Consider the following 20,029-nt stretch of genomic DNA (forward strand, 5'->3'; position numbering starts at 1 on the left):
GGCCAGCTTCGTTGTTGCCCTTTTGAGGAGAGAAGGTCCGCTAGTCATCAATTTCCCTTTGATTCTAATCTTCGTCTTTGCGCCTTAGCCGATTTGCGGACGTTTGGCCCAAATGTCGATGGTCGCCAAAGCTACACCGAATTCCGCCTCTCGCTATAGCTTTGGCCAAAGCGCCAAAGCCGGTATAACGCCGCCCACGGCTGCAGGAGCGATCTGGACATCGCGACGAACAGCGGCCGTGTCTGCGACGAAAATACGAGCGCTCCATAGGTGGCGAAACCGTATGAAACGACCGTCGCCACCGCCGCCCCTTCCGCTCCGAAACGAGGAATGAGGAGGAGGCCGAGTGCGATATTGAGCACCGCCCCGATCGCCTGAATGACCACGTTGATCGCGCTGAGCCGCGTTATCACGATCCAGCGATTGAGTGCCGCCCGCAAAAACATGAAAGGAATGGCGAGCGAAAGGATCGACAGCAACCCGTAGACCCTGTCATATTCCTCACCAAAAACGATGCCGATGATCGGATCGGCAACGAAAATGACGCCCAATATTCCCAAAAATCCAAGGATCACGAGCAGGTCGAACAAAAGCTGAAGGTGCTGGTCGAACTCCGCCGCCGAGCGATTATAGGAATGAATCAGATAGGGGAAAACCGCAGTCGTGATCGCAATAGGCAGAATATATATCGTCTCGGACAACAGCGCGGCGACCGCATAATTGCCAAGAGCGTCGGGCGTCGACATCCATTGGAGCATGACCTGCCCGATCTTGAGGTAGATCGTCGTAAAGGCGGCGGCGAGAAAAAGAAGAGCCCCCTCCCCCATCAGGCGGCGGGCCTCTCGCCCCGAACTTTTCCATTTGAGGATCGGCAGCCCTCCCCTCCATCGGAAGAAGGCATATGTCGATGCGAACGCGATGGCGGCGCCGGCCGCATTCGCCGCTGCGAACAACACCACGCCTCCCGCCATGGCGATCGCGCTCAATTTCAGCACCGCCATCACAGCCTTGCTGACGATCGAGGCCATCGACGGATACAGATTTTCCGACCGCGCCTGAAACCATGCGTTCAATGCGCCCGTGCTCGAAAAAAGGATCATAAGCGCCGCAAAGCCGAAAAGTGCGATCGCGGTCGGGTCCCCGGCATGCGCGAGACATGCGTAAAGCATCAACGCCGCGGCAGCGACGGCATAAGCGATCAATTTGAGATTGAAGACCGTGCCGAGGATCGTTTCATTCTCTTCGGGTCGCAACTTGAACTCCCGCACCACCAGCCCATCCAGGCCAAGATGGCCGACGATCGCGAAAATGGAGGCGGTAGCGAACGCGTAGGAGAATAAGCCGAACTGTTCGGGACCCAGATAACGCGCGACCAGCATGGTCACGACAAAGCTCAACGCCAGCGAAACGAAATTATCGAGCAATATCCAGGCGGTATTTTTGGCTACGACCAGGCGGCTCATGGGCGTACGGCCACTTTTTCGGCCGCGCCGTCTCCGCCCGCTGTCGCCAGCAGTCGGTGATAGACCGCGACCGTTCGCGCGACATTGGTCCGGGCCGCGAACCGCTCGCCCGCGAAACGAAAAGCGGCCTCCGAGAAGGCCTGACGCTCATCGGGGCGGCAGAGCATGTTGACGGCGTCGATCAGCTCGTCCGGATCGAACGGGTCATAGGGGAGACCCGTCTCTCCCTCCACGATCAGCTCCTGCAGATTCGGCAATTTCGTGACGAGCGCCGGCTTTCCCATCGCGGCTCCTTCAAAGACGCTGCGGGCGCTGTGCGGGGTCGTGAAGGGTGCCACAATCACGTCGGCGGCGTCGATCAGACCGCGGACATCGTGGGTGAAACCGATCGCATCGCACCGGCTCGACAGGTCGACCGCTTCCCGCACCTGTTGTTGATAGGTTCCGCCGTCGTCTTCAAAGCCCGCGATCGCAAATCTCGCGTGCTTGTCGATCCGGCCGTCGCCATTGCCGATGCTCCGTACCAACTCAAGCGCCCCGTTCGCGGCCGTTATCCGCGACAGCGACAAAAACACGACATCATCGTCGCCCCAACCGCGCGCCAGGCGCTCGGCTGCCCTTCGCGCCGGGTCGGGCCGAAATACGTCGGTATCGACGAAATTGAAGATCACGCTGCTGGCGGGGGACGGTTGACCGAGCGATCGAAGCCCTTCCGCGTCGATCGAAATGAAATGATCGACGCACTTGCGATTGAGGCGGGCGAGCCAGCGCCCCCATCTGTTCCGCAACAACGGCTCGCGCACATGGGCGATCACCGGTTTTCGAGCGCCCGACATCCGGGTTCCGATCGCCGCCCCCACCACGCTCGTCGAATTGAGGTGCACGATGTCGGGGTTCAACCGCCTGACCAGCTTTCGCGCAAGCAGCGCGAGCGGGAAAAGTCCCGCCAGGCTGTAGATTTTTTCACGAAGCGTGCCGACGGGGACGACGGTGGAACCGTGAAAGGGACGAATATGCCGTTCCGCGATGACCGTCGCACCGGCTTTTTCCAGTAGAGCCCGCACCTCGTCGGCCCCGGGGCGATCCGGTATCGCGACGATCGGCTCGATTGCCTGCTTGTCCAGCCCGGCGACAAGCGCCGCCAGGCTACGCACCGCCCCGCCCGGGTCATGGGCGTGGTGAAAATAGAGCAACCTGATCCGCGGGGCCACCAAGGCCGACGGTTCGTCCGCGCTGCCGGCCATGCCGTTCAAGCCCGTAGACCGCACAGGTGTCGACCTCCGGAGGGCATGGCCCGCCCGGACTCCATAAGGCCTGCTGTCGGATTCCCGTGCCGCACTATCTTTTCCCGAAAACAAAGACCTTTTCGCCGCGGGCGAGGCCATAGGTCACGACGTCGCTTCCTTCCGCGGTGATTTCATGTTTGAGCTTCAGCCCGCCCCGCTCGATGCGGTCGCTGAAGTCGCGACCGTAATATCGGACATGATCCCCTTGACCGAAATGCAGCCACCGCCCGGTTTCGTCGGTAATTTCGGGATTCTCGTAGCTCGTTTCCCACCCCTCGACGATCGGAACCATTGCGACCAATATGCCGTCATCCGTCAATATTCGTGCGATTTCGGAGGAGGCTTTGAAATCATCCACATGTTCCAGAACATGATTGGCAATGATCAACCGGAACTTTCCGTCCGGCAGATCCATCTCCTCGAGATTGATTTTCAGATCGGCCTTTTCGAACAGATCGGCGGTTTTGTAATTGCCGAACCGCGCGCGCAAAATGCGTTCGAGCTGCGGTTCCGCCGCGAAATGCAGCACCGGGTCCGTCGCCTCGTCGATGCCCTCGGTAATCACGCCGCGCGTCATCGCCAGGAAAAGGAGCCGATGCCGCTCCAGACTGCCGCAACGGGGACATAGCGCGTCGAGGCGCGGCGGCCGGCCAAAGCGGTCGAACCAGCCGTGGAAGTCGCAAACGGGGCATTGCCGCGGGGCGATCGGCTTCAGCGTGAGACGCCGCGCGAGATAGTTGGCCACCCACACTCGAACCCTCAAAGGAACCAGTGTCTTGCCTATATTTTTCACGCTAGCGTGCATTATATTGGTCCATCTTGCGGTTCCTCATTCCCGAAAATGCGATCTTTACCCACCGCTTGGCCAGCCCGTCGCCGTATCGCGAAACCCGATGATCCGGTCCGCGGCGAATGGTCGCCGGCGAACGGCAAGGGGATCGACGCCTGGCTCCAGAGAGCCGATTCCACGGGGCTTACCCCTTCCGACGATCAGGACGGCGTCCCGGCATCTTCGACGACATCGCCGCCCCCTTCCGCAGGAGCGAGCGACACGGCGTGAAAATACGCATCGACGCCCTGCGCATCGTCGGCGAGAGACACGAACAGCGACAGCCAATACCAGCTGCACACGCCGTCCGGGATTTCCACCGTGCGCGTCTGTTTACCCGTGACGATCGGAACGGCTTCGATCGGGATCGATTTCACCCCCTCTTCAGCGCACTCGATGCGGGCCGACAATGCACCTGCCGGCAACGGCATGTCACTGGCAAGCGACCAATGGAGCCGATAACGCCCCGGGAGCAGGCGGACCAGCTGCCGGGCGGCGCTACCGCGTGCACCGCCGATGGCGGAGACCGACAGGGTTTTCGCGCCGGGATCGATCGTGCTCCCCAGGCTGCCCGTGGTCGCGAGCTGCCAATCGAACGGAGGCAAAAGCGGCGAGCGAGAAAAATCGCTATTCTGGACGAGGTTGCCGTTTTGCGCTGCGCGCGATCCACCCGTCAGCTCGGCGCTCAGGCGGCGCGCGGTTTCGAACTCCCCAATCGTGGCGAGCCCCACTGCGAGGGTTCGGTCATGCGAGGTGACCTCGGTCTGGTTCCAAGGCGCATTCGCCAGGGCGATCCGCAGTTCGGCGGCGTTCATCAGGCTGGCGCGGCGCTGAACGACGGCTTCCCAATAATCTTCCGCCCAGTCCGGCTTGGGGCCGAGAACCGGAGCCAGTGCTTCCGCCGCTCCGGGCCGGGCGGTGCCGTCAGCCATCGCCCGGATGTAGGTCGGGCGCAGATTGTTGTCGGTCAGCACCAGCCGCGATAACCACAGAAAAAATCCCGGATTATCCCCGCTGAGAGCTGCGGCCTTCAACTGTTCCATACTGACAAAGGAATTGCGCCGCGATAGCTGGCTGCCAAGGTCGAGCAACGTTTGGCGTCGCCGACCTTGCGTTTCGGGCTGCGCGGCGATCAGCAGGCTGAGCGCCACGGGATATAATGGCTCGACCTGGAATGCCCTCAGCGCAAGCCCTTGTTCCATTTTGTTGGGACGGAGCTTCGGGTTCTCGCTCTGGCGCACGGCGAAGCTTGCCGCCGCCACATTCGCGCCCGCGGCCGCGGCCGAAGGCAGGCCGAGCGCGTAAGCGGCCCCGGGCGAGCTCGACCGGTTGGCGATCGAGAAGCTCGACAATCCAACGAACAGCGCCAGCGCCAGCGCGATCGCCCAATAGGATATCCGAAAAATGCTCACGGCTCTATCGCGCCCAGCTTTTCGCGACCATCACGTCGCTTCCTTGTCGGATCCATAGACGTAGCCGTAACCATAGCCATAGCCATAGCCATAAACCTGGTTACGGGCGCCTACCTTGGTCACGATCGCACCGAACAAGCGCGCTCCGGACATCCGCAGACGCGTCAAGGCGGTCCCTATCTCGCGATTTCGCGTCGCGTTCGCTTCTATGGTGAAAACGACGCCCTCGACCCGGCGCGCGATCAGCGGCGCATCGGCGAGGCCCAGAAGGGGGGGTGAATCGACCAGGACATGATCGTAGCGGGCGAGAAGGGTCTCGATCAGCGTACCCATACGGTCGCCGCCCAAAAGCTCGGCCGCGTTCGGCGGCGTCTTGCCCGCCGTCACGATCGAGAAGCCAAAGGCGTCCAGGGGCGCGATCATACCGTCCAGATCGTCGTCACCCGCAAGATAATGGCTCAACCCCCGCTTGTTCGGGATATCGAGATAGCGATTGAGAGACGGGTTTCGCACGTCGGCGTCGACCAGGATGACGGACTTCCCCGTAGCCGCAAGGACGGTGGCAAGGCTGAGAGAGGAGTTGCTCTTACCCTCCTTCGGTCGCGACGAAGTCAGCATGATCGACCGCGGCGCGCCATGGTCGGTCAGGAAGGACAGGTTCGTCATCAACGAGAAATAAGCCTCATAAATCGCCGATTTCTTGTCGAGGATCGCATCCGCGACGTCTCGGTCGACAAGCTCCGGAATCGCACCCAGCAGCGGCAGTTCAAAGCGGCTGACGACCTCCTGCGGATCACGGATCGAACTGTCCATCTTCTCGAGAAGGAACACGACGGCCGACGCCAGGCCAACGCCCAGCAGAAGCGCCAACGCCACGTTGAGCGGCAAGCTCGGGCTGGAAGGCCCTTTTGCCGGCTTTGCGCGGTCCACGATCGAGATGTTGTTCGGGCCGACGCCTGCAACCCCGATCTCCTTGGAACGCTGCAGCAATCCTTCATAGAGCTGGCGGTTGGAATCCACCTCGCGCTGAAGGATGGCCATTTGGATCGATTCACGCTGTTGCGTGTTATATTTTTCCGTCAGCGCATCGAGTTCGCTCTGCAGCTCACGCTCACGCCGAACCGACGCCTCATACGCTTCGCGATTGTTTTGAGACGATCGCGCCGTTTCGGCGCTGAGGCTGCGATCGAGGTTCGCCAACTGCGCGCGCAACGAGATCACGGCAGGATAGTCTTCGCCAAACTGTGTCCGGAGCCGCGCCAATTCCGCTCCGATTTCCGCGCGGCGCTGCCTCAGCCCGCTGATGGTCGGCGCATTGATCTGGGCGCTGCCGGTAACCGTATTCCCCAATTCCGCCTCGGCAGCGATGCGCATCTCGCGCGCTCTGGCCAGTGCCGAGCTGACCTCGGCAAGATCGGACGCCACGAGCGTCCGGCTGCTTGTACGTCCGGTCGTGTCCGTCTCCGTTGTAATGGTGACGATGCCCTTGTTCGTGGCATAGTTGATCAATGCCCGTTCGGAGGTTTCCAGATTTTCCCGAAGCCGCGCCAGGCGGCCTTCAAGATACTGGCGCGCGTCCGACGTCGCCGCAAATCTGCGGTCGATCGTCGATTGGACGAACTGCGTCACCCAAAGGTTCGTCAATTTCGCCGAAAGCTGGGGCGAAGGGGTGGAGAAGCTGACGTCCACGAGGCTGGAATTGCGGACCGGTGTCACGCTCAGGCTGTTGAGAAGAATTTGGGCCGCCCCGTTCGTCAGATCCCGCCGCTCGGCGCTGGTCATGCCGGCTTCGGGATTTTCCAGACCAAATGCAGCGGCAAATTCCTTATTCGCCGTCAGATTGCCGGCGCGCACCACCCGTTCCGCCAGCGATTCGGATTCCAGCAGCGAATATTGCGTGTTGTAGAAGGCCACCTCGTTGATGAGCACGCGGTCGCGCTGCCCTTCGACATTGGTGGCGATCGGAGAATCCGTCAGAATTTCGATGCGCGCGGTCGAGGAAAATTGCGGCGTTGCCAGAAATGTCGCAAGCAGCCCCAGCAGCAAAGCGCCGGTGATGATGCCGATCACCCAATTCCGGTGATTGGCAGCGGCAAGCAGCACATGCTCGACTGCCGTGATACCCGAAGAATAACCCCGTTCCGATGCCGTGTCATAATGAGAGGACATCGGATCGACTGGCGGGTTAGCCTGGCGACCGTTGATCAGTTCGTTCATATAGAGCCAGTTCCCGCTTAAAATTCTCTGAAAAGCAAGATGACCGGCGAAAGCAAGGCCGGTGCCGTCTGCAGCACATCCTTGAACATCCGCCGCTGCGGCGAGTCCCCGACGATCACGACATCGTTCGGGAAAATTTCCGGATCGGGATAATTGCCGCGCTGAATCGCTTCCAGATTATAAATCGCCACATATTGCTTTGAGCCAACGTCACGGAAGACCACGACATCTTCAAGCTTGGCAAACTCGGTAATACCGCCCGCCTGCGCCACCGCGCGCATCAGCGTCAACCGCCCGACAACGGGGTAGGAGCCGGAACGCTTGACCTCGCCATCGACCGTTACCGACATCGATTGCAACGCCAGCGGATTGTTCGACGCCTTGAAATTCACCGTCACTTGCGGGTCGCGGACGTACCTTCCGGCCAGCTTGTCGCGAATTTCTCCCGCCACGATGTCGGGGGTCTTGCCGGCCGCGGCGATGGTCCCGACAAGCGGGAAGGAGAAATTCCCTTTCCCGTCGGTCAAAATGTCGCGCTGCATATCCTGCACGCCGAACACCTCGACCCGCAGTTCCGTAAAGGGCCCGATATAGGCGAGACGCGTCGACCGGACCACGTCCGGCGCTTCCGGCTCCGGCAATTCGGAGAGAAGCTGAACCGGACTGCCGGGCGCGCTGGCGACCGGCGGGCCGTCCTTGGCGCACGCCGCAAGCGTTGCCGCAACTAGCATCAAACTGTATCGAAATCTGATCATGGGAAAGCCGGTCGATCCTGCGTTCTTCGGGAAGGCGGGCTATAGAAGCGCGAGTTGCCTGCTCGCAAGCCTATTCGGGCCCAGTCCTGCTCGCCGCCGGTGGGCAGCATAGTAGAACCGTCATCAAAATGGCAAAAACCTGAAGCGACGGCACGCGCAGAGGATAGTCGACAAAGCTCGCCATCATCAACACGCCCAGAATGATCGCCACCGGAAGGCGAAGGTCGCCGCGATATCCCTTGACCAGATTCCGCGCGCCTTGCGCCATTATCCGTCGCACAAGCCAGAACAGGCCGGCCAGGGTCAACAGCGCGAAGGGCAAACCTCCGGTGATGATCAGTTCCGCCCAATCATTATGCGCGTGGTTGAAATAGCTCGGCTGGAGCAGCGCGTCGGGTTCGAATATCCGGTACACATCGGGAAAGGATCCGAAACCGCTACCGAGTAGCCAGAATTTTCCGATCATGGTCTCGATCGTCGGCCAGGCCAGAATGCGCATATCATCGGCCACCGCTTCACCGGCCAGGCGCGTGACCGAAGTCACCCGGTTCGACAAGGTGAGCACCACCGCCACACTCAGGGCCAACAGAACGGGCGGCAGCGCCAATACAAGCCGGCGCCCCGACAGGAATCGATGCCGGGGTTCTTCCGCTCGCGGATGGCCGCCCTTGGCGAGCCAGGCCGTCAAAACGATCGCGTAACTGACGACGAATGTAATGACGGTCGCGACGAGCCCCGCGCGGGAACCGATCAACACCGTACAAATCGTCAGGAAAATGATGGCCGTCAACAGCCCTGCGCGGATCGCGGCGCGCTTGCGCTTGCGCATAAGTTCGTCCCGCAGAAGCATCGCCGCAACCAGCGTAACGCAGGACAGGAAAATCGCATGGTGATTACGATTGGAGAAAAGGCCCACCATCGCGCCATCATTGGTTATCCGGTAAAGATATGCCGGACTGCCGCTGCCGCCCAAAACCTGCAAAAATCCGAGCAGGGCGCTCGCGCATCCCAGCAAGACGATCGCGAACATGACGCGCGGATAGTCATCTGCGCCGAGACGCGCGGCAACCAGAAGACCGGCGAACAGGACGGTCATCCCCAGCAAGGCATTCCACGTCTGGCCAGGAGTCAGGCTCAATGGCCGCCACAACTCGGACTGCCCCAGCAATGCGTCGATCTGGGCGGTGAATTCACGGCCGGGAAGAGCATGCCACGTCGAAGGGGGTAGCGGGATCAACTGGACCGCCATCCATGCCGTAAGCAGGACCAAGAGCGCCATCGGCACGCGAATTCGCCGCCAGTCCGCGGGCTCAAGCTTCAGCAGCGCCCATGCGGCGATCACCACGGAAAAACCGCGCAACAGCGGCAAGGAAGAAACATCGCTGCGCGATCCGCCCCCCATAAGGAAGACCAGCACGAGGAAAATAACGGGCATCCAAACAGCGACATTCTGTCGAACCTCGGATAATTTTTTAGCGATAGAAAGGTTCACAATTATTCATCTCATCCTGGGCTTCATCGCCCTTGCGAAGCTTGGGCGACCCGTTGGTCCATTGCCGTGCATAGGAGTAGAAAAGCAACAGCCGAAACGAAGCAACGCCATCCGCTTCACGTTTCGACGATCGGATCGCGCTTATCCAGACCGGGCATCTGAATCGCGAGCGAAAAGAAACCACCGTGCGTCCGCTTCCAGGCCAAGTGCGGCCAGCGTCCCGCTCTTGAACGCACCCGTATCGATCCCGAGCCGATTCGCCTGCTCATCCGGACAGGCTGTTATCGTATGTCCGTGGACGATCATTTTGCCGTGATCGCCCATGTGGTCCAGAAAGTCGTCGCGTATCCAGCGCAGATCGTTCCGGTCCTGCTTTTCCAGTGGGACCCCGGGACGCACACCGGCATGAACAAAGGCAAAATCCCCTATTTCTATCAGGTCCTCGCCATTCCCCAAAAAATCGACATGGCGCGAGGGAACCAAAGTGGGGAGACGCGCCGCCACCTCGTCGAAGCTTGCCATTTCGAATCCCTCATCGTCGCCCCAATAACTCCGGATCGTCGCATCCCCGCCGATCCGCATGAAATATTTCAAGCGGCGAACGTCGCCGGTCAGCGCTGCGAGAAAGCATTCCTCATGATTCCCGATCAGCAGACGCGTGTCGGAAAACTCGCGTTTCAACTCCAGCGCACGCTCTACGACCCGCGCCGATTCAGGGCCGCGGTCCACAAGATCGCCCAGCAATATAATTGTCAGTTCCGCGGGCCCGCGGGCTTCATGGTCGGCGCGGATCATGTCTATAACCCGACCGAACAGATCATCGCGACCGTGGATGTCGCCGATCGCGTAGACGCGCCGCCCTTCAGGTATCGCGTGATGCCCCTGCGCACCCAGCGGACCTGCCTTGCTTTTACGCTTCCAGAACATGGAAATCGACCGATCAAACGAATATTCGAGGAAAGGACCAACCGGCACCGCAGGAGCCGCGTCCGCGTTCCCTCTAGCGATCACCGATAACGATGACAACATACTCGCATTCCCGAGCCAAGGTTGCACTATATGGTCGCGCCGACCAAAAAATCCCCGGGCACGGCCCTTAACAGATTCGAAGATAATATTGGTTAGCGCGGGGTAACCGGCGCGCATTCGTCCGACATGCTGGCCGCCGCCGACACGACAGGAATCTTGATCAAATGGTCACACGAACGAAGATATTCGCCGTTTTTGGCACCAGACCCGAAGCGATCAAGATGTTCCCCGTCGTCCACGCGTTGCATCGGCAAGCCGCCGTGGCGGTACGTGTCTGCGTGACCGCCCAGCACCGCGAAATGCTCGACCAGGTGCTCGCGATCGCGCGCATCAAAGCCGATTTCGACCTCGACGTGATGACGCCGAACCAGTCGCTCGACGCCCTGCTCGCCAGGCTGGTCACCGGGCTGGGCGAGACGTTCGATCGCGAGAAACCCGATCGCATCCTTGTCCACGGCGACACGCTGACGACGATGGCGGCGACGCTCGCCGCCTATTTCCGCAAGATTCCCGTCGGCCATGTCGAGGCGGGGCTGCGCAGCGGAAACATCTATCATCCTTGGCCCGAAGAGGTGAACCGCAAGGTCGCGGGCGCGGTCGCCGACCTGCATTTCGCGCCGACCGAAACCGCCGCGGCCGCCTTGCGCGCCGAAAATGTGCCCGCGGAGCGCATTCACGTCACCGGCAACACCGTGATCGACGCGCTGCTCGCGACCAAGGTGCGGATCGACGAAGAGCCGTCGCTCGCCGCCGGCCTCGACGCGCTGGCCGCGCGTTTTTCGGGCAGGCGGATTATCGCCGTTACTTCGCACCGCCGCGAGAATTTCGGCGAGGGCATGAAAGCCATCGCCGATGCGATCGCCGGGATCGCCGCACGCGACGACGTCGCGGTCGTTTTTCCGGTCCACCCCAACCCGCATGTGCGCAGCGCGATGGAGCCGATTCTCGGCAATCTGGCCAATGTCGCGCTGATCGACCCGCTCGACTATCCGCACTTCGTCCGCCTGCTCGGGATGAGCAGTCTCGTCCTCACCGACAGCGGCGGCGTGCAGGAAGAAGCGCCCTCGCTCGGCAAGCCGGTGCTCGTGATGCGCGAGACCACCGAACGCCCCGAGGGCATCGAGGCCGGCACCGCACGGCTCGTCGGCACCGACAAAAATCGCATCGTTTCGGAAATTTTCAGCCTTTTGGACGATGAAAGCGCCTATAACGCCATGGCCCGCGCCCATAACCCGTTCGGGGACGGCCGCGCGGCGGAACGAATAGCGGAGATTGTTGCGCGTGCCCATTGATAGCGAACAGACGGTCACCGTCCTCGGCCTCGGCTATATCGGCCTGCCCACCGCCGCACTGATCGCGCGCTCGGGCAACAAGGTTACCGGCGTCGATGTCAGCCGGCATGTCGTCGACACCGTCAACAACGGCAAGGTGCATATCGAGGAAGTCGATCTCGACGGGCTCGTCCAGGGCGTCGTATCGCGCGGTGCGCTCACCGCCTCGACCGAGGTCGCACCCGCCGACGTCTTCGTCATCGCCGTGCCGACGCCGCACGACGAGGAACATCGCCCCGACATCGGCCACGTCTTGTCGGCCGCGCGCGCGATTGCCCCCACACTTCAGCCAGGCAATCTCGTCATCCTCGAATCGACCTCGCCCGTCGGCACGACCGAAAAGGTCGCGGCGCTGCTCGCGGAGCTCCGCCCCGATCTCAAGGTCCCCGGCGCCTGCTCCGGCGCCGCCGACATCTTCGTCGCTTATTGCCCCGAACGCGTGCTGCCGGGGCGCATCCTCGTCGAGCTCGTCGATAACGACCGCTGCATCGGCGGCATCACCCCGCGCTGCGCACGCCGCGCGATGACCTTCTACCGCCAGTTCGTGCGCGGCGCCTGCGTCACCACCTCGGCGCGCGCCGCCGAAATGGTGAAGCTGGTCGAAAACAGCTACCGCGACGTCAACATCGCCTTCGCCAACGAGCTGTCGATGATGGCCGAGCATATGGGCGTCGATGTGTGGGAGGTCATTCGCCTCGCCAACCGCCACCCGCGCGTCAACATCCTCCAGCCCGGCCCCGGCGTCGGCGGCCATTGCATCGCGGTCGATCCCTGGTTCCTCGTCCATGGGGCGCCCGATCACAGCCGCCTGATCCGCACCGCGCGCGAAGTGAACCTCGCCAAGACCGCGCATGTCATCGGTGCCGCCGAAATGCTCGTGTCGCAGCATCCGGAGGCGCGCGTCGCCTGCCTCGGCCTCGCCTTCAAGCCCAATATCGACGACTTCCGCGAAAGCCCCGCGGTCGAGGTCGCCGCCGCGCTGGCGCGCCGCTTCGGCAAGCAGATCGAGATCGTCGAGCCCTATGCGCGCGGCCTGCCGATGGAATTTGCCGGCACCGGCGCCGAGCTGATCGACCTCGACAGCGCGCTCGCCGGCTGCGACCTTCTCATCGTCCTCGTCGATCACGATCTTTTCAAGTCGATTCCGATCGAGGAACGCGTCGACAAGATCGTCTATGACACGCGCGGGCTGTGGCTCGACCAGCCGAACGGCGGAAACGGCAATCGTTTCAATCGCGCAGCCTGACCGATCACCCTTGACGCCCGGCGGCTGGCCCAACATGGTGGCGCCATGTTTACCCGCCTCGAAACGATTATCGTCGACAAGCCATGGGGGCGTGTCGACATCCCCCGCGATTTTGGCGATTTCGGCGATCGCCGTGTGGGCGAAATATGGTTTTCGCACCCCGCCGGCGACGATGCGCCGATCATGGTCAAATTCCTCTTCACCTCCGAACGCCTTTCGATCCAGGTCCATCCGGACGACGAAGCCGCGGCGGCCGCAGGCTATCCGCGCGGCAAGGAGGAGTGCTGGCTCGTCCTGGACGCCGAACCGGACGCCGAGCTTGGGGTCGGGCTGAACGTCGCCACGACGCGCGAGGCACTCCGCAGCGCCGCGCTCGACGGATCGATCGTCGACATGGTCGACTGGCGCCCGGCACATACCCATGATTTCGTCTACAATCAGGCGGGAACGATCCACGCGATCGGCGCTGGGCTGACCGTCGTCGAGGTGCAGCAGAATGTCGACTGCACCTATCGTCTCTATGACTATGGCCGGCCGCGCGAGCTGCATCTCGATGCCGGCCTCGCCGTATCCGAGACCGCGCCGCGGCCAGATGCACGCGATCGCAGGGTCGACCCGAGCGAAAACCGCCCGCTCGTCGATGGCCCGCATTTCCGGCTGCTCCACCTGTCGGGCCCCGACGCGGCGGCTTCGCTGCCGCAGGAAAGGGCCGACTTCATCTTCACCCCTTTGTCCCAGGGATGCAGCATTGCTGGCGAAGAGGTAAAGCTCGGCGAATGCGTGGCGACGGATCGCGCCGACGGCATCGCGCTCGCGTCCGGCGCTCGCGCACTGCTCTGTTGGCCCGCCTGATTTCCTTTCCTAAAGGCCTGATATGAACAGCATCGTCCCCGTCATCCTTTCCGGCGGCTCCGGCACGCGCCTGTGGCCCGTGTCGACCGGCGCCGCGCCGAAGCAGTTCCAGCCGCTGACCGGAAGCGAAAGCATGTTCCGGCAAACGCTCGATCGGGTGTCCGACCGCACGCGCTTCGCCGCGACGCTCATCGTTTGCGGTCCCGGTCATGTCGACCATGTGGAAACCGATCTGGCGGCCGCGGGGGTTACCGATGCGCGGATCATCGTCGAGCCCGCGGCGCGCAACACCGCTCCGGCGATCGCCCTCGCCGCGCTCTCGACGCTCGCCGCCGATCCTGCCGCGATGATCCTCGTGATGCCGGCAGACCATGTGATGACCGACGTATCGGCCTTCCTCGACGCGATCGCGACCGCGCGACCCGCAGTCGAAGCCGGCGCGCTCGCGACCTTCGGTATCGCTCCCGCCTATCCCGAGACCGGCTATGGCTATATCGCCGCGGGCGAGCCGCTGAACGGTACGCCGGGGGTCCACGCGGTGCGGCGCTTCGTCGAAAAGCCGGCGCGTGACAAGGCCGAGGCGATGCTCGCCGAGGGGGGCCATTACTGGAACGCCGGCATCTTCCTGATGCGCGCCGACCGTTTCCTCGCCGAACTCGAACGCCAGAATCCCGCCATGGCCTCGACCTGCATCGCCGCCGTCGCGAGGGCGCGGCAGGATGGCGCAAAGATCCATCCCGATCGCGACGCGTTTCTCGCCAGCCCGTCGGACTCGATCGACTATGCGGTGATGGAGGGCGCCGAACGCGTCGTCGTCGCTCCCGTCGATCCCGGCTGGTCGGACGTCGGCGGCTGGGCTGCGATGCACGATCTGGGCGAGAAGGACGACGCCGGCAACGTCCGCATCGGCGATGTTATCGCGATCGGGGCGGAGGGCAATTATCTTCGCGCCGAGAGCGGCCGGCGCATCGCCGTCGTCGGTGTTTCCGACCTGATCGTCGTCACGCACGGCGAAGATGTCCTCATCATCCCGAAAGGCCGCGCACAGGAAGTCAAGGCGATCGTCGAACATCTGGCGGCGATCCCCGAGACCTGACCGCCGCGCCCTCCCCTTGCGGCCCCGCCCGCCATCGCCCATATCGCGCCACATGACCAATCCCCACGCGCAAAGTGCCGCGCCCTGGCACGGAACCACCATCCTCTCGGCCCGCAGCGACGACAAGGTCGTCATCATCGGCGATGGCCAGGTGTCGATGGGTCAGACGGTGATGAAGCCCAACGCGAAGAAAGTACGCCGCCTCCACGACGGCGGCGTCATCGGCGGCTTCGCGGGTGCGACCGCCGACGCCTTCACCCTCTTCGAACGCCTTGAAGCCAAGCTCGAGCGCCACAACGGCCAGCTGCTCCGCGCGGCGGTCGAACTTGCCAAGGATTGGCGCACCGACAAATATCTCCGCAATCTGGAGGCGATGATGATCGTCGCCGACAAGGAGGTCACGCTCGTCATCACCGGCAATGGCGACGTGCTTGAACCCTTGGGCGGCATTGCGGCGATCGGCTCGGGGGGCAATTACGCGCTCTCGGCCGCGCGCGCGCTCGCCGACTATGAAAAGGACCCCGCGGTGCTGACGAAGAAGGCGATGGAGGTCGCCGCCGACATCTGCGTCTACACCAACGACCAGTTCACATCCGAGACCATCGACATCAAGGGCTGATCGCTTATGGTCGCGGGGTGATTCAAACGCTCCCCCGCCGCCATTTCGTTGCCGCCTCGGCCGCGCTCACCCTCCCGGGCTGCGCGGCCACCACCGCGCGCACGCCCGCATCGTGCCTAATGCCCGTCATGGCCTCGCCCGATCGGGTCATCCGCACCCTCGCGGGCCTCCGCCCCTATCGCCCGGGCGGCTTCGTCGTCCGCGCCGATACGCTCGGCGCCAAGCGGCTCGTCCATAATTACGGCCATGGCGGGTCGGGCATCACGATGAGCTGGGGCACCGCAAAGCTCGCGGTCGAAATGGGCGCCCCCGGGCACAGCGGCCCCGTCGCGGTGATCGGCGCCGGCATCGTCGGCCTGTCGACCGCGCGGCTGCTGCAGGAAGCGGGCTTCCCTGTCACCGTCTACGCCAAGGCGCTGCCGCCCGATACCACCTCGAACATCGCCGGCGGGCAGTTCCACCCCTTCGGCCTGTTCAGCGCCGATGCCGTGACGCCGGAGTGGCGGCGGCAATTCACCGCGGCGCTCGATTACAGCTGGCGGCGCTTCCAGATCATGGTCGGCGACGATTATGGCGTGCGCTGGCTGACGACCTATTCTGAAGGCTCGCCCGAGGAGCCCAAGCTTGCGACCTTCCCGCCCGCCGCACGCGCGCTCCGCCCGGATGAGCACCCGTTCCCGGTCGAGCGGCTCTGGCAATATGACACGATATATGTCGAGACGGGCCGCTACCTCCGCCAGATGATGCGCGATATCGAGGGTGCGGGCGGCCGCATCGTGGTGCGCGACTTCGCTTCGCCCGCCGAGATCGCGTCGCTCTCCGAAACGCTCGTCTTCAACTGCACCGGGCTCGGCGCACGCGAGCTGTTCGGCGACATGGAATTGATCCCGATCCGGGGCCAGCTCGCGATCCTCATCCCCCAGCCCGAGGTCCGCTACGCCTTCACGGGCGAGGCGGGCTATATGTTCCCGCGCCCCGACGGGATCGTGATCGGCGGCAGCTACGAGCGAAACCAGTGGGGGACCGAGCCCCAGCCCGAACGCATCGCGCGCATCGTCGCCGCGCATCAGCGGCTTTTCTCCGGATTCCGCTGTCCCGCTTGACTTGAACCGGCCCCTTCCCATCTAGCGGTCACATGAATTTCTGTCTGGAACTCTCCACAAAATGAACAAAGACCTGACCCCGAAGGCGATCGTCGCCGCGCTCGACACGCATATCATCGGCCAGACCGCGGCGAAGCGCGCGGTCGCCGTCGCCCTGCGCAACCGCTGGCGCCGCCAGCAGCTCGCGCCCGACCTCCGCGACGAGGTGAGCCCCAAGAATATCCTGATGATCGGCCCTACGGGCTGCGGCAAGACCGAGATTTCGCGGCGCCTCGCCAAGCTCGCCGACGCGCCGTTCATCAAGGTCGAGGCGACCAAATTCACCGAGGTCGGCTATGTCGGCCGCGACGTCGAACAGATCGCGCGCGACCTCGTCGAGGAGGCTGTGCGGCTCGAAAAGGACCGCCGCCGCGAAGCGGTGCGCGCCGCCGCCGAGGAGGCCGCGATGGAACGGCTGCTCGATGCTCTCACGGGCAAGGGCGCCAGCGAGGCGACGCGCCAGAGCTTCCGCCAGCGCATCCGCGAAGGCCATCTCGACGACAGCGAAGTCGAGGTCGAGGTCGCCGACGCCCCGAGCATGAACTTCGAGCTGCCCGGCCAGCCGGGGCAGATGAGCATGATCAACCTGTCCGACATGCTCGGCAAGGCGATGGGCGGCCCGCCCAAGAAGCGCCGCAAGCTGACGGTTCTCGAAGCCGCGACGCGGCTGATCGAAGAAGAGCAGGACAAGCGGCTCGACCAGGACGACGTCGCGCGCGTCGCGCTCGCCGACGCCGAGGCGAACGGCATCGTCTTCCTCGATGAAATCGATAAAATTGCCGTCAGCGACGTGCGCGGCGGCTCGGTCAGCCGCGAGGGCGTCCAGCGCGACCTGCTGCCGCTGATCGAGGGTACGACCGTTGCGACCAAATATGGCCCGATGAAGACTGACCATATTCTCTTCATCGCATCGGGCGCCTTCCACGTCGCCAAGCCGAGCGACCTGCTCCCCGAACTCCAGGGCCGCCTCCCGATCCGCGTCGAGCTCGGCGCGCTTTCGGAAGAGGATTTCGTCCGCATTCTCAGCGAGACCAAGGCCGGCCTTCCCGAACAATATGCGGCGCTGCTCGGCACCGAGGGAGTCACGCTGAACTTCAGCGACGACGCCATCGCGCGCGTCGCGAAACTTGCCGCACAAGTAAATGAAAAGGTAGAGAATATCGGAGCGCGTCGCCTCCAGACGATCATGGAGCGGCTGGTCGAGGAGATCAGCTTCACCGCGGAGGATGCGGGCGGCACGACGCTCGACATCGACGCCGCCTATGTCGACAGCCAGCTCGCCGACGTCGTCGGCGACACCGACCTCAGCAAATATGTGCTTTAAGCTGAAGGCAGCCTTCGGCCGGTTGTGGCCTCCCTTGCAATCGTCATCCCGGACTTGATCCGGGATGACGAAAAGAGATGTCGGCTTCACACGCCATTGTGGACAAAGGGCGTGCCGGGGCTAAACGAGGTCGAACGCAAGGGCACGGCTCTTCAATCGCCGTGGGGAGCGCCATAATGATCGATATGCCCGCCGAACCGCCGCCAGCGCACGAACAGGTCATTGAACAGCGGCTCGCCCAGTGCGGACTAGACATCGGGGGCGTATCTGTCCGGTTCGAGGATTATCTTCAAAGCACTGAAATAGTTATTCGACCCACCGCCGGCGCGACCGTCGATCACTTCGAGTGCATCAAAAACGCTGCCGGTTACGAGATAGTCACGTTCGAAGATCGAGAGATGTATCAAGCCTACAGCGACTATACGGCGGAGTTGGCCCGCCCCGAGATGCTGGAGAGCTTGAAGGCCCGCCTTCAGGAAAAGGGGCTGCTGGAAGCTTTGCCGGAGCGCGCTAGCTTCGAAAACTTGGACGCCTATGCGAAAGCACTCGAAGCACATGGCGGCGTTGCCCCGGGCTCGGTATTGCGGGTGTACGGCGACGAAATCCTCTTTTATCCACCGCGCGACGGCGAGAGTCCTGCAGCTTTCGTCGATCATTATTCCGACTTAATAGGAATAATCGGCTATTTATCGGTGCGTGACGGGCTGCGCTTCGCATTTATCGGCAACGAGCAGTTTTCCGAGGAGCGATGATTAAGACGCGGCACTTCGCATCCGTCCACCCGAATTCGCAAACTCTCACGCCATCGCGCGCCCGACTCAAGGCCCGCATCAACAAACCCAAATCCGCTTCTTTTCAAACCGTCCGTTTACCGAACTTCATTTGACTTTCTCGCGCCGTCAATGCGATGAACGGACGACACGGTCGAACCTGGGTCAAACGACCGGCACGGAGACAGCAATGACGGATGAGGACGTCGCCCCCGATCAGGGCGAGTTGGCGATCACGCGCACCGGCGATCGGCTTCGGCTGGCGCGGGAGGCGGCGGGACTGTCGCTCGCCGACGTGGCGACGCGGACGCGCATCACCCAGCGCCACCTCGCCGCGATCGAAAAGTCCGATTTTTCGGAACTCCCGGGCCGGACCTATGTCACCGGTTTCGCGCGCGCCTATGCCCGCGCTGTCGATCTGCCCGAGGCCGAAATCGGCGCCGCGGTGCGTCAGGAACTCGAAGACGACGAATATGGCTCGCGCCCGCTTTACGAAGCCTATGAGCCGACGGATCCCGCGCGGCTGCCCACCGCGCGGCTGACCTGGACGCTGGTCATCGTCACGCTGCTGCTCGCATCGGCCTATGGCGTCTGGCGCTTCCTTTCGGTCGAACCCGACGAAGCCCTGATCGCGGCGCAGAACCGCGCCGCGGACGAATCCGAAGCGCCGCAGAGCGACGCCGCCCCGGCCACCGCAACCAAGGCCAGCGCCGTCGCGGCCAATGCGCCGGTCGTGCTGACCGGCCTGTCGGAAGTCTGGATCGGCTTCGACGATGCGACGGGCAAGACCGAGAATTGGCGCACGCTCGAAGCCGGCGAGGTCTATCAGGTACCGCCCGCCTATATCGAACAATTCACGCTGCGCACCAGCATCCCGCAAGCACTGAAGGTCACCGTCGGCGGCCGCGACGTCGGGTCGATCGGACCGGCCAGCACGCTCGTGAAGGGCGTTTCGCTGAAACCCGTCGACCTTGTCGCGCACACCCAAGGCGGCGCCGCCGCCACCCCTGCGGGCCCGCGCCCCAAGGGCTGACCCGGCGCGGTCAAAGGGCAACACAGGGTCTGAAATGCCGGTCATTCGAGCCGGCTCGAACGCCGGCGCGCCGAAATGGGTTTGCGCTGGCGCCGATTGCCGCGTTATGGACGGCCTATTGGTTAATCAGTGG

Annotated in this window: 17 protein-coding genes; 9 read left to right on the forward strand and 8 right to left on the reverse strand. The window is 63.1% G+C overall.

Features of this window, described 5'->3' with window-relative positions; translation table 11 throughout:
• Positions 1-131 precede the first annotated feature (131 nt).
• From GGR90_RS10455 to GGR90_RS10490, 8 genes are all read right to left on the reverse strand, one after another.
• Positions 132-1,463 (reverse strand): flippase, encoded by a 1,332-nt coding sequence (locus GGR90_RS10455; RefSeq protein WP_167921370.1) that lies wholly within the window; start codon positions 1,461-1,463, stop codon positions 132-134.
• Positions 1,460-2,707 carry a glycosyltransferase gene (locus GGR90_RS10460; protein WP_167921371.1) on the reverse strand — a complete coding sequence of 416 codons (1,248 nt, stop codon included), beginning with the start codon at positions 2,705-2,707 and terminating at the stop codon, positions 1,460-1,462. Before GGR90_RS10460 ends, GGR90_RS10455 begins: the two co-directional genes overlap by 4 nt.
• Before the next feature lie 94 nt (positions 2,708-2,801).
• Entirely contained in the window at positions 2,802-3,494 is a 693-nt protein-coding gene (locus tag GGR90_RS19460) for a methyltransferase domain-containing protein (protein WP_167921372.1), read from the reverse strand.
• Positions 3,495-3,739: 245 nt separating this feature from the next.
• Complete coding sequence (locus GGR90_RS10470; RefSeq protein ID WP_167921373.1) at positions 3,740-4,990, reverse strand: hypothetical protein; 1,251 nt, start codon at positions 4,988-4,990, stop codon at positions 3,740-3,742.
• Between the two features lie 30 nt (positions 4,991-5,020).
• Positions 5,021-7,207 (reverse strand): GumC family protein, encoded by a 2,187-nt coding sequence (locus GGR90_RS10475; protein WP_167921374.1) that lies wholly within the window; start codon positions 7,205-7,207, stop codon positions 5,021-5,023.
• Between the two features lie 17 nt (positions 7,208-7,224).
• Positions 7,225-7,962 carry a polysaccharide biosynthesis/export family protein gene (locus GGR90_RS10480; RefSeq protein WP_245198567.1) on the reverse strand — a complete coding sequence of 246 codons (738 nt, stop codon included), beginning with the start codon at positions 7,960-7,962 and terminating at the stop codon, positions 7,225-7,227.
• Between the two features lie 70 nt (positions 7,963-8,032).
• Entirely contained in the window at positions 8,033-9,397 is a 1,365-nt protein-coding gene (locus tag GGR90_RS10485) for an O-antigen ligase family protein (RefSeq protein ID WP_167921375.1), read from the reverse strand.
• A 198-nt stretch (positions 9,398-9,595) separates the two neighbouring features.
• Positions 9,596-10,381, reverse strand: coding sequence for a metallophosphoesterase (locus GGR90_RS10490; protein ID WP_167921376.1), 786 nt, complete (start codon positions 10,379-10,381; stop codon positions 9,596-9,598).
• Between the two features lie 266 nt (positions 10,382-10,647).
• Here GGR90_RS10490 and wecB point away from each other — a divergent pair, with 266 nt between their 5' ends.
• The 9 genes from wecB to GGR90_RS10535 all read left to right on the forward strand — a co-directional run bounded on the left by wecB (position 10,648) and on the right by GGR90_RS10535 (position 19,896).
• Positions 10,648-11,775 carry a non-hydrolyzing UDP-N-acetylglucosamine 2-epimerase gene (gene wecB / locus GGR90_RS10495; RefSeq protein WP_167921377.1) on the forward strand — a complete coding sequence of 376 codons (1,128 nt, stop codon included), beginning with the start codon at positions 10,648-10,650 and terminating at the stop codon, positions 11,773-11,775.
• Positions 11,765-13,060 carry a UDP-N-acetyl-D-mannosamine dehydrogenase gene (gene wecC, locus GGR90_RS10500; protein WP_167921378.1) on the forward strand — a complete coding sequence of 432 codons (1,296 nt, stop codon included), beginning with the start codon at positions 11,765-11,767 and terminating at the stop codon, positions 13,058-13,060. Before wecB ends, wecC begins: the two co-directional genes overlap by 11 nt.
• A 45-nt stretch (positions 13,061-13,105) precedes the next feature.
• Positions 13,106-13,912 carry a class I mannose-6-phosphate isomerase gene (locus GGR90_RS10505; RefSeq protein WP_167921379.1) on the forward strand — a complete coding sequence of 269 codons (807 nt, stop codon included), beginning with the start codon at positions 13,106-13,108 and terminating at the stop codon, positions 13,910-13,912.
• 22 nt (positions 13,913-13,934) lie between these two features.
• Entirely contained in the window at positions 13,935-15,008 is a 1,074-nt protein-coding gene (locus GGR90_RS10510) for a mannose-1-phosphate guanylyltransferase/mannose-6-phosphate isomerase (protein WP_167921380.1), read from the forward strand.
• A gap of 52 nt (positions 15,009-15,060) precedes the next feature.
• The gene (gene hslV, locus GGR90_RS10515) at positions 15,061-15,627 is read left to right on the forward strand and encodes an ATP-dependent protease subunit HslV (protein ID WP_167921381.1); all 567 of its coding nucleotides are present in this window, start codon (positions 15,061-15,063) and stop codon (positions 15,625-15,627) included.
• Between the two features lie 17 nt (positions 15,628-15,644).
• Positions 15,645-16,730, forward strand: coding sequence for an FAD-dependent oxidoreductase (locus GGR90_RS10520; protein WP_167921382.1), 1,086 nt, complete (start codon positions 15,645-15,647; stop codon positions 16,728-16,730).
• Positions 16,731-16,791: 61 nt separating this feature from the next.
• Positions 16,792-18,093, forward strand: coding sequence for an ATP-dependent protease ATPase subunit HslU (gene hslU, locus GGR90_RS10525; protein WP_167921383.1), 1,302 nt, complete (start codon positions 16,792-16,794; stop codon positions 18,091-18,093).
• 176 nt (positions 18,094-18,269) lie between these two features.
• On the forward strand, positions 18,270-18,845 hold the full coding sequence (locus GGR90_RS10530) for a hypothetical protein (protein WP_167921384.1): 576 nt from the start codon (positions 18,270-18,272) through the stop codon (positions 18,843-18,845).
• 208 nt (positions 18,846-19,053) lie between these two features.
• Positions 19,054-19,896, forward strand: coding sequence for a helix-turn-helix domain-containing protein (locus GGR90_RS10535; protein WP_167921385.1), 843 nt, complete (start codon positions 19,054-19,056; stop codon positions 19,894-19,896).
• The last annotated feature ends 133 nt before the right edge of the window (positions 19,897-20,029 follow it).

It is taken from the genome of Sphingopyxis italica (genome assembly GCF_011926545.1).
In the GTDB taxonomy this organism is placed as follows: Bacteria; Pseudomonadota; Alphaproteobacteria; order Sphingomonadales; family Sphingomonadaceae; genus Sphingopyxis; species Sphingopyxis italica.

What these genes read in the sequence shown, in the direction of transcription:
- GGR90_RS10455 (WP_167921370.1), bottom strand. Translation starts at nt 1,463, where the DNA reads ATGAGCCGCCTGGTCGTAGCCAAAAATACCGCCTGGATATTGCTCGAT.
- GGR90_RS10460 (WP_167921371.1), bottom strand. Translation starts at nt 2,707, where the DNA reads ATGGCCGGCAGCGCGGACGAACCGTCGGCCTTGGTGGCCCCGCGGATC.
- GGR90_RS10475 (WP_167921374.1), bottom strand. Translation starts at nt 7,207, where the DNA reads ATGAACGAACTGATCAACGGTCGCCAGGCTAACCCGCCAGTCGATCCG.
- GGR90_RS10480 (WP_245198567.1), bottom strand. Translation starts at nt 7,962, where the DNA reads ATGATCAGATTTCGATACAGTTTGATGCTAGTTGCGGCAACGCTTGCG.
- GGR90_RS10485 (WP_167921375.1), bottom strand. Translation starts at nt 9,397, where the DNA reads ATGCCCGTTATTTTCCTCGTGCTGGTCTTCCTTATGGGGGGCGGATCG.
- GGR90_RS10490 (WP_167921376.1), bottom strand. Translation starts at nt 10,381, where the DNA reads ATGTTCTGGAAGCGTAAAAGCAAGGCAGGTCCGCTGGGTGCGCAGGGG.
- wecB (WP_167921377.1), top strand. Translation starts at nt 10,648, where the DNA reads ATGGTCACACGAACGAAGATATTCGCCGTTTTTGGCACCAGACCCGAA.
- GGR90_RS10505 (WP_167921379.1), top strand. Translation starts at nt 13,106, where the DNA reads ATGTTTACCCGCCTCGAAACGATTATCGTCGACAAGCCATGGGGGCGT.
- GGR90_RS10510 (WP_167921380.1), top strand. Translation starts at nt 13,935, where the DNA reads ATGAACAGCATCGTCCCCGTCATCCTTTCCGGCGGCTCCGGCACGCGC.
- hslV (WP_167921381.1), top strand. Translation starts at nt 15,061, where the DNA reads ATGACCAATCCCCACGCGCAAAGTGCCGCGCCCTGGCACGGAACCACC.
- hslU (WP_167921383.1), top strand. Translation starts at nt 16,792, where the DNA reads ATGAACAAAGACCTGACCCCGAAGGCGATCGTCGCCGCGCTCGACACG.
- GGR90_RS10530 (WP_167921384.1), top strand. Translation starts at nt 18,270, where the DNA reads ATGATCGATATGCCCGCCGAACCGCCGCCAGCGCACGAACAGGTCATT.
- GGR90_RS10535 (WP_167921385.1), top strand. Translation starts at nt 19,054, where the DNA reads ATGACGGATGAGGACGTCGCCCCCGATCAGGGCGAGTTGGCGATCACG.